Origin of the sequence: Dyella sp. (assembly GCF_036746095.1) — a bacterium.
GTDB lineage: Bacteria > Pseudomonadota > Gammaproteobacteria > Xanthomonadales > Rhodanobacteraceae > Dyella_B.
This window is the reverse complement of the sequence record NZ_DAIOEU010000022.1, coordinates 51,523-66,746: the sequence shown is the minus strand read 5'-3', so window position 1 is coordinate 66,746 and position 15,224 is coordinate 51,523. Positions and strand designations below refer to the sequence as shown.

Annotated in this window: 14 protein-coding genes; 7 read left to right on the top strand and 7 right to left on the bottom strand. The window is 62.8% G+C overall.

The features are described from left to right. Both V7M64_RS11245 and V7M64_RS11240 read right to left on the bottom strand, forming a co-directional pair. The coding region (locus V7M64_RS11245) for a sensor histidine kinase N-terminal domain-containing protein (protein WP_333679234.1) at positions 1-493 on the bottom strand (493 nt) is incomplete at its 3' end. A gap of 11 nt (positions 494-504) precedes the next feature. Beyond that, positions 505-1,242, bottom strand: a complete 738-nt coding sequence (locus V7M64_RS11240; RefSeq protein ID WP_333679233.1) for a response regulator transcription factor — start codon at positions 1,240-1,242, stop codon at positions 505-507. Positions 1,243-1,603: 361 nt separating this feature from the next. Here V7M64_RS11240 and V7M64_RS11235 point away from each other — a divergent pair, with 361 nt between their 5' ends. The 3 genes from V7M64_RS11235 (at position 1,604) to asnB (ending at position 6,333) form a co-directional block, all read left to right on the top strand. Then, positions 1,604-2,614 (top strand): glycosyltransferase family 9 protein, encoded by a 1,011-nt coding sequence (locus V7M64_RS11235; RefSeq protein ID WP_333679232.1) that lies wholly within the window; start codon positions 1,604-1,606, stop codon positions 2,612-2,614. Between the two features lie 182 nt (positions 2,615-2,796). Next, a complete protein-coding gene (locus V7M64_RS11230; RefSeq protein WP_333679231.1) occupies positions 2,797-4,317 on the top strand; it encodes a glycosyltransferase family 39 protein in 1,521 nt (506 codons plus the stop codon). A gap of 126 nt (positions 4,318-4,443) precedes the next feature. Further along, positions 4,444-6,333, top strand: a complete 1,890-nt coding sequence (gene asnB, locus V7M64_RS11225) for an asparagine synthase (glutamine-hydrolyzing) (RefSeq protein ID WP_333679230.1) — start codon at positions 4,444-4,446, stop codon at positions 6,331-6,333. 95 nt (positions 6,334-6,428) lie between these two features. Here asnB and V7M64_RS11220 read toward each other — a convergent pair whose 3' ends face one another. Continuing rightward, positions 6,429-6,857, bottom strand: coding sequence for an RcnB family protein (locus tag V7M64_RS11220; RefSeq protein WP_333679229.1), 429 nt, complete (start codon positions 6,855-6,857; stop codon positions 6,429-6,431). 490 nt (positions 6,858-7,347) lie between these two features. On the opposite strand from V7M64_RS11220, the gene V7M64_RS11215 reads away from it, so the two are divergent. Beyond that, a complete protein-coding gene (locus tag V7M64_RS11215) occupies positions 7,348-7,890 on the top strand; it encodes a carboxymuconolactone decarboxylase family protein (RefSeq protein ID WP_333679228.1) in 543 nt (180 codons plus the stop codon). A 122-nt stretch (positions 7,891-8,012) separates the two neighbouring features. Here the strand turns inward: V7M64_RS11215 and V7M64_RS11210 are convergent, their stop codons facing one another. Beyond that, entirely contained in the window at positions 8,013-8,948 is a 936-nt protein-coding gene (locus tag V7M64_RS11210) for an AraC family transcriptional regulator (protein ID WP_333679227.1), read from the bottom strand. A 125-nt stretch (positions 8,949-9,073) separates the two neighbouring features. Between V7M64_RS11210 and V7M64_RS11205 the strand changes: the two genes are divergently transcribed. The 3 genes from V7M64_RS11205 (at position 9,074) to V7M64_RS11195 (ending at position 13,033) form a co-directional block, all read left to right on the top strand. After that, on the top strand, positions 9,074-9,565 hold the full coding sequence (locus tag V7M64_RS11205; protein ID WP_333679226.1) for a DUF417 family protein: 492 nt from the start codon (positions 9,074-9,076) through the stop codon (positions 9,563-9,565). A 148-nt stretch (positions 9,566-9,713) separates the two neighbouring features. Beyond that, entirely contained in the window at positions 9,714-10,508 is a 795-nt protein-coding gene (locus V7M64_RS11200; protein WP_333679225.1) for a M15 family metallopeptidase, read from the top strand. Between the two features lie 521 nt (positions 10,509-11,029). Further along, the gene (locus V7M64_RS11195; protein WP_333679224.1) at positions 11,030-13,033 is read left to right on the top strand and encodes an SPFH domain-containing protein; all 2,004 of its coding nucleotides are present in this window, start codon (positions 11,030-11,032) and stop codon (positions 13,031-13,033) included. 218 nt (positions 13,034-13,251) lie between these two features. Here the strand turns inward: V7M64_RS11195 and V7M64_RS11190 are convergent, their stop codons facing one another. From V7M64_RS11190 to V7M64_RS11180, 3 genes are read right to left on the bottom strand one after another with little or no spacing between them, the layout of a single operon-like run. Continuing rightward, positions 13,252-13,470: a 4-oxalocrotonate tautomerase family protein gene (locus tag V7M64_RS11190; protein ID WP_333679223.1), complete on the bottom strand. Its 219-nt coding sequence runs from the start codon at positions 13,468-13,470 to the stop codon at positions 13,252-13,254. 11 nt (positions 13,471-13,481) lie between these two features. Beyond that, entirely contained in the window at positions 13,482-14,387 is a 906-nt protein-coding gene (locus tag V7M64_RS11185; RefSeq protein ID WP_333679222.1) for an SDR family oxidoreductase, read from the bottom strand. A 16-nt stretch (positions 14,388-14,403) separates the two neighbouring features. Continuing rightward, entirely contained in the window at positions 14,404-15,159 is a 756-nt protein-coding gene (locus tag V7M64_RS11180) for an SDR family oxidoreductase (RefSeq protein WP_333679221.1), read from the bottom strand. Positions 15,160-15,224 lie beyond the last annotated feature (65 nt).

Here is a 15,224-nt window from a genome sequence, read left to right as displayed (position 1 = left end):
CGACCCGGCGCTGCTTCGCCCGGGACGCTTTGACCGCCGTGTCGTGGTCGGACGGATCGTCATGCATCGCATTCAGGTCGGGCAAGAAGCGCATGGCGATGGCGCGCAGCTGCGTGCCGTGCTGGTCGACCACGTCCGCAAACGCCATGGACTGGCCCGGCGCCGGCGCCGGCCACGCCAGCGAGGCGACCTCGTCGGAAGACACTACGTGCTGGCCGCGGCACTCGATGCGGAAATAGCTGGTGCCATCGTCCGCCAGGAACGAGGGAATCCAATAGGAGGGAAACGGTTGCCGGGAGGCCCCGGTGCGTGCCGTGAAGACATCCGCCAGCGCTTGCGCATGTTCCAGGAGATCAGCATCCGCGCGTTGCGCGACTTCGTTGTCCACGCGAAAGTCGATGACCAGCGTGGCTGTGCCAAGCACCACCACGATCGCCGCGATCACCAGCAGCGTGGTGCGCAGGCGCAGTGACGTGGCGCGCTTAAGGACCATAGGCAGCGCCATCAGCTTTTGGGAATCAGATAGCCGAAGCCGCGCCGCGTATGCACCAGTTCGCTGATGCCGGCCTGGTCCAGCTTGCGCCGCAAGCCGAATACCAGCACTTCCACGCTGCGATCGGAGGCGCTGGATTCGCAGCCGGCGAGGCGTTCGAGGATCTCACTGCGGGTGAAAGCACGCCCGCGGTGGCGCATCAGCAGCTCGAGCAGGGAAAACTCGCGCGGCGTGAGCACCAGCGGCTGATCTTGCACCGACACCGTGCGCGCCGCGGGATCGAGCGTGAGCGTGTCGATGGTCAGTTGCGGTGTCTGCGCATCCTGCGAGCGGCGCGCCAGCGCGTGCAACCGCGCCACCAGTTCGTCGAACGCAAACGGCTTGACCAGGTAATCGTCCGCGCCGCGGTTTAGCGCATCGACGCGATCGGAAATCTGGTCGCGCGCCGACAGCACCAGCACGCGCGGCCGCGTCGTGCGCGCCTGGATATGGTGCAACACGCCAAGCCCATCCATGCCGGGCAGCCCCAAATCAAGCACGACCAGCTCATAGTCGTAGGTGTCCAGGTGCTGGCAGGCCGCCATGCCGTTTGACGCGTTGTCCACGGTAAATCCGGACGCCGTCAGCCCGCGCCCCAGCGAGTCGCGCAACCGTGCCGAGTCTTCAACGATCAGAACGTTCAGAGCGGGCCCCTTGTCGCATGCGATGCCGTGTTCGCCACGTCGGTTCCAGACAAGCGCCGTATGCATCCGGTTCCTTTCGATAACCTGTCATGGGTGACAGTGCGTGGTCTGGCTGCCGGCTACGAAGCTGCGGCGAATATAGCAGCGGGGGATGCAGTCCCGGTGAAAGCATGCAACCTTAAACGAATGACGAACTACTAACAGACAAGTAAGTCTTGGCTAAGTTTGTTCTTCCACACTTGCGCTGCGAGTGATCGATGCGAGGCGCCGGACGCATCGGCCGATCACGTCGAAATCGCATTCCAGGCAACCCGTTCGCCAGGTGGTTTTTTTGAGCACAGTCGCCAACGAGCCTCTTCTCAGCGGCATCCCAATGGAGGGGGTTCATCGCATTCTGGTGTGCCGGCCGAATCATCGGCTGGGCAACATGCTGCTCATGACACCGCTGATCGCCGAGCTGGAGCGCCTGTACAAGGGCGCGGAAATCGATGTGGTGGCGGAAGGGCCGCTGGCCGCCGACGTGTTTGCGACGTTCTTCAGCGTCAAGAACATTTACTGCCTGCCACGCCGCGGCTTCAAGCATCCGGTAAGTTTTCTGGCCTTGCTCGCGCGCATTCGTCGCACGCGCTATGACTTGATCATCGATCCCTGCGTCGGCTCCGGTTTCAGCCGTACGCTCGCGCGCATTTCCAGGGGGCGCTACAAGCTTGGTTTTGAAGCGCCGGGCAAATCGGCCGGTTTTACGCATCTGGTGCCGCGGGCGATAGCGCCGCCGCACATGGCGCAGCGGCCGGTGGCCTTGGCGCGCTGGCATGCGGCAGCGGGGCAACGCGAAGAGCCGGGTTTTCCCGCCTTGGACATCCGCCTTACCGAAGGCGAACGTGCGTGCGGCAAGGCCGTGGTGCGCGAATTGCTGGCGGAACAGGCGCCATCGCGTGAGGGCTGCACCATCGGCATTTTTGCCGACGCGACCGGCAGCAAGCGCTATCCGCAAGCATGGTGGGACAGCTTTCTCGCCACGCTGCGGGAACATGCACCGCATCTGCCCATGGTGGAAATCGTGCCCATGCATGGCCGTTCCATGCTCGGCTCGCGCGGGCCCAGCTATTACTCCAGCAGCATCCGGCGCATGGCCGCGGTAATGGCGGCGATGGACCTGGTGATCAGCGCCGATTGCGGTGTGATGCATCTGGCCACCGCCGCGCAGGCGCCGACCATGGGCATGTTCTGCGTGACCGATGCCAAGGTATACGGACCGTATGGCATGCGCAGCCACTCGCTGCTGACCCGCGATATGTCGGCGCAGGAGGCGGCACGGCAGGTGATCGAGGCGTTCGCCGGTCTGTTCTCGGCGCCGGAGCTGCCACTGCAGGAACCGACGGTCGTGCCGGCGCGTGCGGAAGTGGTGGCGCTGGCTGGGCGGCTGCAAAAAACGTAAGTTGGATTAGCCATGTAACCCCCCATAGCCGTCATTCCCGCGAAAGCGGGAATGACGGCTATGGGGGGTCGGGGTCTCGCCGTCGGCGCTTGCCGTTCGTCGCTTACAATCACCCCTCCCAAGCTTCACCGATCGCATGCCGCCATCGCCGATGGCACGCGGCGCTTTATCCGGAATCCCGCATGTCCAACGACCGCACCATGGAACACCACCTGCGGCCCAGCGCCACGCACGCGTCGCGATGGCCGCTTATCGCCCTGATCTGTCTTGGCCTGCTGCTCGGTTTTGCGTTCCAGGGCACGCGCGGCCTGTGGAGCCCTGACGAAGGACGCTACACGGTGGCCGCGCTGCAGATGCTCGATAGCGGCAACTACCTGGCGCCGGCCTATAGTCCCGACGAGGTCAACTTCTCCAAGCCGCCGACCACGTATTGGGTGATCGCCGGCTCCATCAAGCTGTTCGGCCGCAACAGCTGGGCGGTGCGCGCGCCCTATGCGCTGGCATTCGTGCTGACGTTGCTGATCCTGTATGCGATGGGCCGCCGCGTGCTGCCGGAAAAACCCTGGTTGCCCGGCTTGGTCTACGGTTGTGCGGCGGCGCCGTTCATGGCCTCCAATATCGTCAGCACCGATGCTTTTCTTACGTTGTGCGAGGCGCTGGCCATGCTGGGCTTTGTGCGCGCCGCGTTCGGTGAAAACGACGCTGGCCGCAAGCGCGACGTGCTGCTGATGTGGGTGGGCTGGGGGCTGGCTTTTCTTACCAAGGGGCCGCCCGGGCTGATGCCATTGCTGGCGGTGATGCCGTTTATCGTGCGCCGCGATGGCTGGTCCGGGTTGCGGCGATATTTCCCGTGGAGCGGCATCGTGCTGTTCCTGGTGATCGGCTTGTCCTGGTATGCGGTGGTGATCGTGCGCTATGCAGGCCTGCTGCACTACTTCCTGCATCAAGAGGTGTACAACCGCATCTTCACCGCCGCGCACAAGCGCAACGCGGGATGGTTCGGCTGGATCAAGATCTACCTGCCGGTGCTGGGCGTTGGCCTGCTGCCATGGTGGCCGGCGGTCGGCCGGCTGATCCGCCGCTGGGTGTCGGCGCGAAGCTGGGGCGCGGACAGCCGGCCGGGAGTTGAGTTGTTCCTGGTGCTGTGGTTCCTGGTGCCGTTCGTGATCTTCTGCCTGGTGCAGTCGCGCCTGCCGCTGTACATGCTGCCGCTGTTCGTGCCCTTGTCGTTGCTGATTGCGCTGGAACTGCGCGAGCGCGTCGACCTGCGCCAGGCCCGGCAGCAGGTGTTGCTGGCGGTGTGGATCGTCGTGTTGCTGGGCGTAAAGGCCGGTGCCGCGTATGGCTGGCATTCCAGGGACGACAACCGCCAGATGGCGAGCGAACTGCACGCGGCGACGCCGACCGGGCAGTACCAGGCGCTGATCTTCGTCGAGAACACCGCAGTGGGCTACACCATCGAGGAAGCCACGCCGTGGGGTCTGCGCATGTACCTGGGCAAACCGGTCTACGGCATCGCCTGGCTGGCGCCGGAAGGGGCCGACGAGCTGTGCCATGCCTTGCACAACGAGCGCAGCGCGCTGGTGGTGATCGATCCTGGCCTGGGGCCGGATGCGATCAAGCCGGCGCTGGCGCGTTGCCCGGCGCGGGTGAGCGAGCTGGGCATGTGGCGGGGGAATGTGTTGAAGCGGGTCGAGCTTTAACAAGTATCGCCGGGTATTTTCTCGCACCGGGGCTTCACGCTCCGTCGAGCCCTGCCTGCACCCCCTTCCTTTACAATTGCTCGACTGGGCGGCACACGCCCGCGGAACCGACCAGAGCACCCCTACATGTGTGGAATTTGCGGAATCTTGAGCCGGGATGCAGGACATCCGCTGCCCCATCTCGAGCACCAAGCGCGCAGCATGCTGGACGCCCTGGCCCATCGCGGCCCGCACGGGGATGCCTATATTTCGCGGCCCAACCTCGCCATGGCCACCAATCGCCTGGCCATTCGCGGCGTGGACCAGCATCAGCCGCCGCTGCTGGAATATGAAGCCGGGGTGATCGTCGCCTGCAACGGGGAGATCGATAACCACCGCGAATTGCGCCGCTCGCTTGCCGATGCCGGGCACGACATTCCGCAAACCACCGACGTCGCCGTGCTGGCGCCGCTGTACCTGGAAAAGGGGCTCTCGTTCCTGGAACACGTGCAGGGCGTGTTCGCGTTGGCGCTGTGGGATGGCCGTCATCAACGCTTGATCCTGGCGCGCGATCGCGCCGGCGAGCGGCATCTGTATTACGCCATCATCGGCCAGACGGTGTACTTCGCCTCCGAGTTGGCCGCCCTGGTGAAAGCATGCAAGCCGGATATCGAGATCGACACCGCCGGCCTCGCGCACTATCTGCGTTCCGGTTATTGCCCGGCACCGAACAGCCTGCTCAAGCACATCCATAAGGTAAGCCCGGGCGAGATGATCGTGATCGATCCCGCCGGCACCCGTCGCCTGCGCTATTGGAATTTCCCCACGGAAAAAGCCGGCACCGCGCCGACGCCGCGCCGTTTCGATCCGATCTTCCGCGAAGCCGTGCGGCGGCAGAGCGACATCGATGTCGACTACGGCGTGCTGCTCAGCGGCGGCATCGATTCGGCGCTGATGACGGCGGTGGCGCGCAGCGTGCGGCCGGAAAAGCAACTCTCGGCATATTGCATACGCTTCGCCGAAGCGTCCTTCGACGAAGGCCAGTACGCCGCGCAGCTCGCGCGCCAGCTCGGCTGCAACTTCATCGAGGTGAACGTTTCCGCGCAGGACGTGCCGCGTACGTTGCGCGAACTGATTCGCGCCAACGGCGAGCCGCTCGCCGATCCGGCATGGATTCCGTTGTCGCTGGTCACCAAGCGCGCCTCGCAAGACGTACGCCTGTTGCTGGCGGGCGAGGGCGCCGACGAACTGTTCGGCGGCTATCCCACCTATCTCGGCGCACGCTGGACCAGCCACTACGCCAACCTGCCGGCGCCGGTGAAAGCCCTGGCACAGCGCGCGATCGAAGCACTGCCGACCAGCGACAAGAAAGTCACGCTGTCGTTTCTGCTGAAGCGCTTCATCAGCGGGCAGGAACTGGATGGGCTGGCGCGGCATTTGCTGTGGACGGCGAGCATTCCGCCGCTGTGGCAGCACAAGCTCGGCATCAAGCCGCCGATCGACGACACCAGGCACGACGCCACGCGCCTGATCGACACCATCCAGCGCTACGACTTCGGCCACTCGCTGCCGGACGCGCTGATGGCGAAAGCCGATCGCGGCGCGATGCTGCACGGCGTGGAAATCCGCGCGCCGTTCCTCGACCAGGCCGTGATCGAATTCGCCGCCGCGCTGCCGGTGGAAGCACGCGTGCGCGGACTGACCACCAAGGTGTTCCTCAAGCGCTATGCGCGGGACTACCTGCCGAAGGAAGTGGTGACACGCCGCAAGCGCGGCCTGTCGGTGCCGTTGGCGTCATGGTTGCGCGGACCGTTGCGCGAGTGGGCGCAGGCGCATCTTGCCAGCGGCGACCTCGCGGCGGCGGGTATCGATACGCGTGCCGCGCTTGCCTTGTTTGCCGAACACCAGGCGCGCGTCAGCGATCACGCCAGGGCGATCTGGACGCTGGTGGTGTTGAGCGAGTGGCTGCAATGGCTCCATTGCGAGCGGGTGTCTGTGGCCGCGGCAGAAGAGCAGGTACTGCTGCGGCAATCCTGAGTGGTGAACTATGCGATTCCCTCCCCTGCTTGCAGGGGAGGGAGCCGATTACGGCAAGTAATAAGCAACCGCGCTTTCAGTAAGCGCCATGTGTCTTAATTCCCAAGCAACTCATTCACGATCAAGCCCGTCGCGACGGCAACAAGCACGAACTGCCCTTCATCGCCGTGAACCCATACATAGCCACGCGGCGGGGCGTACAAGTGATAGCGTGCATAGTCATCGACGTAATACTCGCGCACGCGATAGCGCTCCGGCAGATATTCGCCGCGACGGTAATGCCTGTCCCAGCCGACGTGGCGGCCGTGGTCTTCATGCCAGCCGCGATCGTGGTCGTCGTGCCAGCCACGGTTATCGTGGTCGCGATCATCATGACGGTCGCCATGATCCCAACCGTGGCCCCGATCCCCATGGTCGTGGTCCCCATGGTCATGACCTTGATAGTCCTGCGCCGCTGCAGCCGTCGTGGTCATGACAAGCGGCAGCGAAGAGAGCAGGGCCAGGGCTAAAAGATGTCGTTTCATACGGATAATCCGTGTGGGTGATTCGGCTGTATCGCCGCAAGGCAAAGACTACCCTGACTAGCTGAATGCTTTCCTTCCCCGTCGCGCCCCCGATTGCGAACAGTTTCGCAATCTTCAGACATGAAGGAAAAGAGCGCCCCCCCGCCACGCAGGAAGAGGCATCCATTGGTACGCATCGATCGATCAAAACAGGTCGAACGGCGGCGTCAAGCCGATAAAGTCGCCGATCTGCCTGGCGTGTACAAATCGTTGGCCTGGACGTGCGCGTTTTCACCGTACCGACAGCCCATGAACCTGGCTGACTTCACGGCAGGCGTAACCGAAGTAGCAAGTCAGCGCCATCGCCGCGCGCTGTTCGGTACCCCTAAGGCCAATGGCACTAAGGCGAGCTTGAGACGAACGAGCATGTTTCTGAGAAAACGAGGCATTAAGCGCCTGAGGCTTGTTCCCTAAAGTAACCACCGTCGCAACCACATTCGGAGTCACGACCATGTCTCGCATCAACACCCCCGCCGCCGACACTGCCACCGGCTCTACCGCCGAGATTTTTGCGCAAATCAAGAAGGCCGCCGGCAGCGTACCCAATACCTATGCCGCCATCGGCGCCCTCAATTCCGCCGCCCTGAAGGCGATGCTGCAAGCCGATGCCGTGCTGGCGGCGGGCACCCTCGCCAGGCAGGACATAGAAACCATCAAGCTGGCTGTCAGCGCCGCCGCTGGCTGTGACTACTGTGAGGCCGCCCATAGCCTGCTGGGCAAGATGGCCGGCCTGAAGCCCGAGGCGCTCAAGCAGATCCGCAAGGGCGAAAGCACCGGCGACGCCCGCCGCGACGCGCTGCTGCAATTCGTGCTCAAGCTGGTGAAAGGCAGCGGCACGGTCAGCGACGCGGATTTCGCTACGATCCAGCAGGTGGGCTATACGGATGCGCAACTGGTGGAGATCAGCCTGGCGATTGCGGCGATCACGTTTACCAACGTGTTCAACCGCATCAATGACACGACGCTGGATTTTCCGGCGGTTGAGCGGCTGTAAAGGGACCTGCTCCCTCTCCCTTCGGGGAGAGGGCTGGAGCGAGGGGTGCATCTAGCGACAATGCTTGTTGACCCTCATCGTCATTCCGGCCTTCGCTTGAGTGACCACCACGCGCATCCAGCCTACGCACCACGCCGCCAGCTCGCCGGTGTCATCCCCATATGCAGCTTGAACGCCCGTTGAAACGCTGCCTCCGACTGATACCCCACCAGCTCCGCGATCGCGCCCGTGGATGCCGATGACGTGCGCAACTCGTTCGCCGCCATCGTCATGCGCACGTCCGTCAGCAGATCGCTGGCCGAACGCCCCAGCTTTTCCTGGAACAAACGCACAAACGTCGCGCGCGACATGTTGCACAACTGCGCCAGCGCAGGCAGCGTCCACGCATGCCCTGGGTTGTGGAACAGCGCTTCCAGCGCCGGTGCCAAACGCGGATAACCCGCCAATGCGAGCAATCCCTCCGGCGCCTCCTGCGCTTCGCTGGCAAACCGCAAGGTCAAGGCGAACAGCGCCGTCGACAGCGCATTGAGCATGGCGCGTCCGCCAAGGCTGTCGCCGCTGGTTTCAACGCGCATCAGCGCAAGCAGGTTGGACAGATGCAAACCGGTGTCCGTCGCGCTTTCCGAGTGCGCCGAATGCGCAATCAGGCGCGCGGGCAGGTAACCGCGCAGCAGCCGTGCATGGGCGGGATCAAGCACGAAGCGTCCGCACAGCATGTCCAGCCGTGCGCCAGTGCCGCTGTTTTCGCTCCATACCAGGTTGGCGACGGCACGCTCGCGCGCCGGCCTGGCGCGCTTGCCGCCGCCGTCGTGCAAGGTGTGAGCATCGCCGTCGGCGAGCAACACGATGTCTCCCGCCTTCAATGGCCGGGGTTTACCGCCTGCAGGATCTTCCAGCATGGCGCTTCCGCCCAGCACCGCGTGATACGGAATTTCACCCGGTGCCGACTCGCTCTGGTCGATGCGCCACGGCGCGCCATACATGCAGCGCAGATCGAGCTGCCCGCGCACGGGCGTGATCTCGAGCAGGCGGCTCAGCCAATCCAGCGGTGCGGACATGATGGTTCCCCTTTTTGAGACGAATGGGCATGTATTTGAGCTTTCGCAACATTAATCGGCTCGGCCCGCCTGCGTAAAGTGCTCCCATCGCAAGCACGGCTTGCTCATCGTCGAGGACCTTCATCATGAATTCGCTCATTCGTGCCCTGGCCAGCTCCGGCCTGCTCAAGAAAGATCTCGATTACCACCTGCTGCGCGCTTCCATGGTGATCATCTTTTTCTTCTTCGGTTACCAGAAGTGGTTCAACTACGAGGCACAGGTGCTGATTCCCTTCATCGGCAACGGCCCGCTGATTTCGTGGATGTATCCGGTATTCGGCATCCGCGGCGCGAGCACCTTCCTGGGTGTGTCGGAATGGACTTTCGGGGCGCTGATCCTGGCCGGCTTCTGGAACAAGCGCCTGGGCATTCTCGGTGCGGCAGGATCGGTCGTCACCTTCATCATGACGGTCACGATCATTCCTTTCATGCCGAACGGCTGGGCCGCTTCCGCCGGCGGCTTTCCGGCCATGGTCGGCAACGTACCGTTCCTGATGAAAGATGTCGTGTTGCTTGCGGTGTCGATCTATCTGCTCAAGGAAGACGTAGTGCGGGCATGCGCGCTCCCCTCTCAATGAATAGCTGTGGGGCGGAGCGTGCCAACACGTTCCGGCCTATGTTTGCCGAACGAATGATGCGCCGAGCTTCCCAGGCTGGGATGAAAATCCCAGCCTATGGCGTCACGCGCCCAGGCCGCTGTGCTATGACTAGGCCATGGCATTTCAGATGAGCACGACGATGGCCAGGCACGTGATGGTTCTGACCGGCGCGATGCTGTGCATGGCCTGCACACCGATCGCCGCCGGCCAATCCTTCAAGCTTGTACGGCAACGGCCAGCCGACTTCGTGGACGTCGGCAAGGCGATTCGGCAGATGCAGTTCGATATGCGCTATGCATCCAGCCACAATTTTGTCGGGCGCAGGGTTCACGGCTACGAAGGTCCCGCCTGCCTGCTGACCAAACCCGCCGTTGCCGCACTCAAAAGCGTCGAAGCCAAGCTGCTGCCGATGGGTCTCACGCTGAAGGCATACGATTGTTACCGTCCGCAGCGTGCGGTGGATGATTTCGCAAATTGGGCGGCGGATCTGAAGGCGACACAAATGCAGGCGGAGTTCTATGCCGCCGTTCCCAAGAATCGCTTATTCGAGGAAGGCTACATCGCGGCACATTCCGGCCATAGCCGTGGCAGCACCATCGATCTCACGATTGTGCCGATCGATAGCAACATTCCGCAGGTTGCAGCCGACATGCCGCTGGTGGATTGCGTAGCGCCGAAACAGCAGCGCGCGCCCGACAACAGCCTGGATTTCGGCACCGGCTTCGATTGCTTCAGCCCCGTGTCGCATCCTTCCTATCAAGCGATTTCGCCGCAGGCGAAAGCGAATCGATTGTTGCTGCAGACCTTGATGATGGCTGCGGGCTTTATGCCGCTGGAAACGGAATGGTGGCATTTCACGTTGAAGGACGAGCCTTATCCGGATACGTATTTTGATTTTCCGGTACGACACATTTCCCGATGATCCCGTAGGCGGGATGGAATACAAGCATCGACAAACCTCAACCAGAAGCTCGGATCGCCATCCCAGCCTGCGCATCCGCGGCCGAATGACGACGACGTTATAACGTCACCCTCGCGTACAAAAAACCGGCGTAGAATGCGCGCCATTCAAGGTCAACCGACTGGCCGACATGATCCGCATCTTTCAGTGTCCTTCCCATCCGGGCGCATCGCGAAAGACCAACAGGCCCTAGCGTCCTGTTCTTCAGGGGCAAACTTCCACTCCTTCCACGAGAAGCATGTACGACTGAGAGCGTGCGTTCGCTCATGGTCATCGCCATGTTCATTCCATTCCATGCGTCTTTCATAGCGACTTGGCCACCGCCGGGCGGACCGCGCTTGGCTGATCGACGACGACAGTCCTAGTCGCGTAGCAACAACGTCATCCATACCAGCCCGCGCACGATCCCGGGCTGCGGCCCTTTGCACTCCAAAACCGGCCCTGACGACATGTCAGGTTCTTTTCATCAAGGACAAACAGCAATGACTGTGCTTATCGCAATTGCAATAGCTGTCGTAGTAATCGTGGCATTGATCTTCATCTCCAACGTATTCGTCTACATTCCCAACGACCGCGTCGGTATCGTCGAGCGGCTATGGGGCGCGCCATCGCTCACGCGTGGCCTGATCGCCTTGAACGGCGAAGTGGGCTTCCAGCCGCACGTGCTGCGCGGCGGCCTGCACTATTTCTTTCCGTTCCAGTACCGCGTGCACAAGGTTGATCTGGTGACGATTCCGCAAGGCGAGCTCGGCTACATCTTTGCGCGTGACGGCCACGAGCTGGTGGACGGCCAGACCTTGGGTGCGATCGTCGACACCGGCATCGAAGACGCCTCCGCGTTCCTGAAGGCCGGAGGCCAGAAAGGTCCGCAGCGCATGATCCTGCGTGAAGGTACGCATGCCATCAACGTCGCGCAGTTCGCCATCATCACCGCATCGCGTGTGCATGGCCTGCTGTTCTCGGATGAAGAAAAGAACACCGTCGACCACATGGGCCAAGTGCTGCGCGAGCGCAATGGCTTCACGCCGGTGGTGATCGGCGGACTGGCGTCGAGCACGGATCGCACCGATCGGCCGGATGACGATCCGCGCGACGTGCTCGGCGTCGTCACCATCCACGACGGCCCGGTGCTGCCGCCGGATGAAATCGTGGCGCCGCGTGTGGGCGAAGACCCTGCCAACAAGGCCACCTTCCACAACAACTTCCAGAACATCAACGCGTTCCTGCGCGCTGGCGGCCGCCGCGGTCGCCAGCACCAGGTGCTGGTGGAGGGCACGTATTACCTCAATCGCCTGTTCGCCACGGTGGAGTTCATCCGCAAGACCACCGTGCCCGTGGGCAGCGTGGGCGTCGTGGTCTCGTACTTCGGCCAGGCGGGCACGGATCGTTCCGGCGATGGCTATTCGCATGGCGAGCTGGTCGACACCGGTTGTCGTGGCGTATGGAAGGAACCGCTGTTGCCGGGCAAGTACGCGTTCAATACGTTTGCGGGCAAGATCCAGCTGGTGCCAACCACCAACTTCATCCTCAAGTGGTCGCAGGAAGTCACCCATGCGCACAAATACGATGAAAACCTCACCGAGGTTGCGCTGATCACCAAGGACGCGTTCGAACCGCTGATGCCGTTGTCGGTAGTGGTGCATATCGACTACCGCAAGGCGCCGCTGGTAGTGCAGCGCTTCGGTGACATCAAGCGCCTGGTCGACCAGACGCTCGATCCGATGGTGTCCGCCTACTTCAAGAACATCGGCCAGACCAAGACCTTGATCGAACTGTTGCAGGAGCGCTCAGCCATCCAGGAAAGAGCCGGCACCGACATGCAGGAACGTTTCGCCGCCTACAACCTCGACCTGCAGGAAGTGCTGATCGGCACGCCGCACGGCAGCCCGGATGCGACGTCCGGCCAGCGCATCGACACCATCCTCAACCAGTTGCGTGATCGCCAGGTGGCGAAGGAACAGATGGAAACCTTCGACCAGCAACAACAGGCTGCCATCAAGGAGCGCAGCTTGCGCGAGGCGCAGGCGAGAAACCAGATCCAGGCCGAACTGACCAAGTCCGAGATCAACGTGAAGATCAAGACCAACGAAGGCGATGCCGCGATTGCGGCCGCGACCAAGGAGGCGCAGGTGATCAACATCAATGCCGATGCCGAGCGCAAACGCCAGATCGCGGTCGGCGAAGGCCAAGCTGCCGCCACGGAAGCGGTGGGCAAGGCCGAAGCCAGCGCCATCCGCGCCAAGGCCGAAGCGTTGACCGGCGAAGGCGCGCGCATGCAATTGATCAACGATCTCGGCAAGCAGTTTGCCGATGCATTGCGCGAAGGCCAGATTGCGATCGTGCCGAAGATTGCGCTGGGTACGGATGGCGGCAATGCGCTATCGACGCTTGCCCAGTTGGCGAATGCGTTCATGGCGGAGAAGCTTGATGCGGATAATGCGGAGAATTGGCAGAGCTGGATCAATGAGCAGCCGAAGCATGAGTGATGTTCGTCGAAGGTAGTATCGATTCGTATCGCAACAGCTCCCTCCCCTACGTGTAGTAGGGGAGGGTTGGGGCCGAGGTATCCCCACGTTTTTTTGCTAAGAAAATTTAGGGGTTACATCGAGCCTATTTCGAAGCGAATCGTCATTCCGGCCTCCGCCGGAATGACGACTAGGCAGGCTCAAGCGCTGCCGCAAGCTTGCCCAACGGCGCACTACAACTATTTCTCCTTCGGCCCCACTCCCATCTTCGCCAACGTCAGCGTCTCATCCGCCCGACCCCAGCCGCCATCGTTGACTTCCTCCACCAACACCATCGAATACGGCCTTACAGCCTCGCCGAAATACTCGACAAACATGGCAGTAGTGCGATGGATGATCTCTTCCTTGCGCGCGGCATCGAGAATACCCTCGGGAAATTTGTAGTTGGCAAACGGCATGGTGCTGCTCCTCAAGCTTGAATGCGCGGCGACAACAAGTCGCCCAGCTGGATGCGGCGCAGGAACTCCGCGCGGATGCGGTCGGCCACTACGTTGACTACCTCGCAACCGTCGTCGGCAGGATCGACGTGCACGCGGAACGGACGATGGCCGTACGGTGCATTCACCACCTCGACCACGGCACGGGCGACGCTGGCGGGGTCGGCATCCGGCGGTTCGCAGGCGGCCAGGTTTTTCAGCGCTTCCTCGGCCAGCCCTTGCGTGGTGCCTTGTTCGTAGGCCGCTTGGCGTTCCTTGTCGGCCGGCGTGGCCGAATGCAGGAAATGATTGGTGCCCTTGGTGAAGGCGCCGGGTACGACGATGGTGGTCTCGATGCCCCAGCGCGCCAGTTCGCTGGCATAGCTCACGGCCACGGCGTCCATCGCGGCTTTCGCGGCAAAGTAGGGCGCCAGGAACGGTGGCGTGCCGCCACGATGGCTGCTGCTGCCGATCCACAGCAGCATGCCGTGTCGTTGTTTGCGTAACTGTGGCAAGGCTGCACGGTTCACGCGCTGGGTGCCGAGTACGTTGACGTCGTAGAGCTGCGCGTATTGTTCCGGCGTAAAGGCTTCGGCAGCGCCGAATACCATGTGGCCGGCGTTGTGCATCACGATGTCCAGGCGGCCCTGTTCGGCGAGCACTTGCGCCACAGCGGCATCGGCGGATGCCTGGGATTGCACGTCCAGTTCGATAGCACGCAGCTGCACTTTGTTGGCAGTGGCATACGCCTTGACCGCTTCGACCTGCGGTGCATTGCGCCCGGCGGTGTCGCGCATGCTGGCGTACACGATGTGTCCGGCATCGGCCAGCGCGCGTGCGCTCATCGCGCCGAAGCCGCTGGATGCACCGGTGATCAGGATGACTTGTTGCTGGTTCATGATTTTCTCCAAGGGCTCAGGCGAAACCGCCATTGACGCGAAGCACCTGGGCATTCACCCAGGAACCGTCCGGACCGGCGAGGAAAGACACGGCGGCGGCAATTTCTTCCGGCGTGCCGAGGCGTTCCAGCGGCGCGAGCTTGGCGATCTGCGCTACCTGCTCATCCGACTTGCCGGTGAAGAACAACTCGGTGGCGACGGGACCGGGGGCGACCGCGTTCACCGTGATGTCGCGGCCGCGCAATTCATTGGCAAGCACGTGCACCAGGCCTTCCACGCCGGCCTTGCTGGCGATGTAAGCGCCATACGCCGGAAAGGCCTTGGCCAGCACGCTGCTGGAAAGCGCGATGATGCGGCCGCCCTTGCCCAGCTGTTGCGCCGCCTGCGCCATCACCAGGAAGGCGCCGCGCAGATTGGTGGCGATGGTCTTGTCGAAGGCGTCCAGGCTGCTTTCGGCGATCGGCGCCAGCGGCATGATGCCGGCGCTGTTGACCACAACGTCGATGCCGCCGAAGGTTTCCCTTGCGGCAGCGAACAAGCGGGCGACGTCCGCCGGGTTGCCGACATCGCCCCGCACGGCCACCGCGTTGCCGCCAGCGGCTTCGATCGCGGCAACGGTTTCCTCTGCCTTGGCGGCATTGCCGGCGTAGTTGACGACGACGGCGAAGCCATCCTTGGCAAGGCGCATGGCAATGGCCTGGCCGATGCCGCGGGAGCCACCGGTGACGATGGCCGTTTTCAGTTGGATTCGACTGGATAGGTTCTGGCTCATGGGAGGGCTCCTGTGAGGGGGCTGGTTGGACGGGAGCCAGTCTGGTCGTTCGCGCTGTTGGGATA

What these genes read in the sequence shown, in the direction of transcription:
- V7M64_RS11240 (WP_333679233.1), bottom strand. Translation starts at nt 1,242, where the DNA reads ATGCATACGGCGCTTGTCTGGAACCGACGTGGCGAACACGGCATCGCA.
- V7M64_RS11235 (WP_333679232.1), top strand. Translation starts at nt 1,604, where the DNA reads ATGCTGCTCATGACACCGCTGATCGCCGAGCTGGAGCGCCTGTACAAG.
- V7M64_RS11230 (WP_333679231.1), top strand. Translation starts at nt 2,797, where the DNA reads ATGTCCAACGACCGCACCATGGAACACCACCTGCGGCCCAGCGCCACG.
- asnB (WP_333679230.1), top strand. Translation starts at nt 4,444, where the DNA reads ATGTGTGGAATTTGCGGAATCTTGAGCCGGGATGCAGGACATCCGCTG.
- V7M64_RS11220 (WP_333679229.1), bottom strand. Translation starts at nt 6,857, where the DNA reads ATGAAACGACATCTTTTAGCCCTGGCCCTGCTCTCTTCGCTGCCGCTT.
- V7M64_RS11215 (WP_333679228.1), top strand. Translation starts at nt 7,348, where the DNA reads ATGTCTCGCATCAACACCCCCGCCGCCGACACTGCCACCGGCTCTACC.
- V7M64_RS11210 (WP_333679227.1), bottom strand. Translation starts at nt 8,948, where the DNA reads ATGTCCGCACCGCTGGATTGGCTGAGCCGCCTGCTCGAGATCACGCCC.
- V7M64_RS11205 (WP_333679226.1), top strand. Translation starts at nt 9,074, where the DNA reads ATGAATTCGCTCATTCGTGCCCTGGCCAGCTCCGGCCTGCTCAAGAAA.
- V7M64_RS11200 (WP_333679225.1), top strand. Translation starts at nt 9,714, where the DNA reads ATGAGCACGACGATGGCCAGGCACGTGATGGTTCTGACCGGCGCGATG.
- V7M64_RS11195 (WP_333679224.1), top strand. Translation starts at nt 11,030, where the DNA reads ATGACTGTGCTTATCGCAATTGCAATAGCTGTCGTAGTAATCGTGGCA.
- V7M64_RS11190 (WP_333679223.1), bottom strand. Translation starts at nt 13,470, where the DNA reads ATGCCGTTTGCCAACTACAAATTTCCCGAGGGTATTCTCGATGCCGCG.
- V7M64_RS11185 (WP_333679222.1), bottom strand. Translation starts at nt 14,387, where the DNA reads ATGAACCAGCAACAAGTCATCCTGATCACCGGTGCATCCAGCGGCTTC.
- V7M64_RS11180 (WP_333679221.1), bottom strand. Translation starts at nt 15,159, where the DNA reads ATGAGCCAGAACCTATCCAGTCGAATCCAACTGAAAACGGCCATCGTC.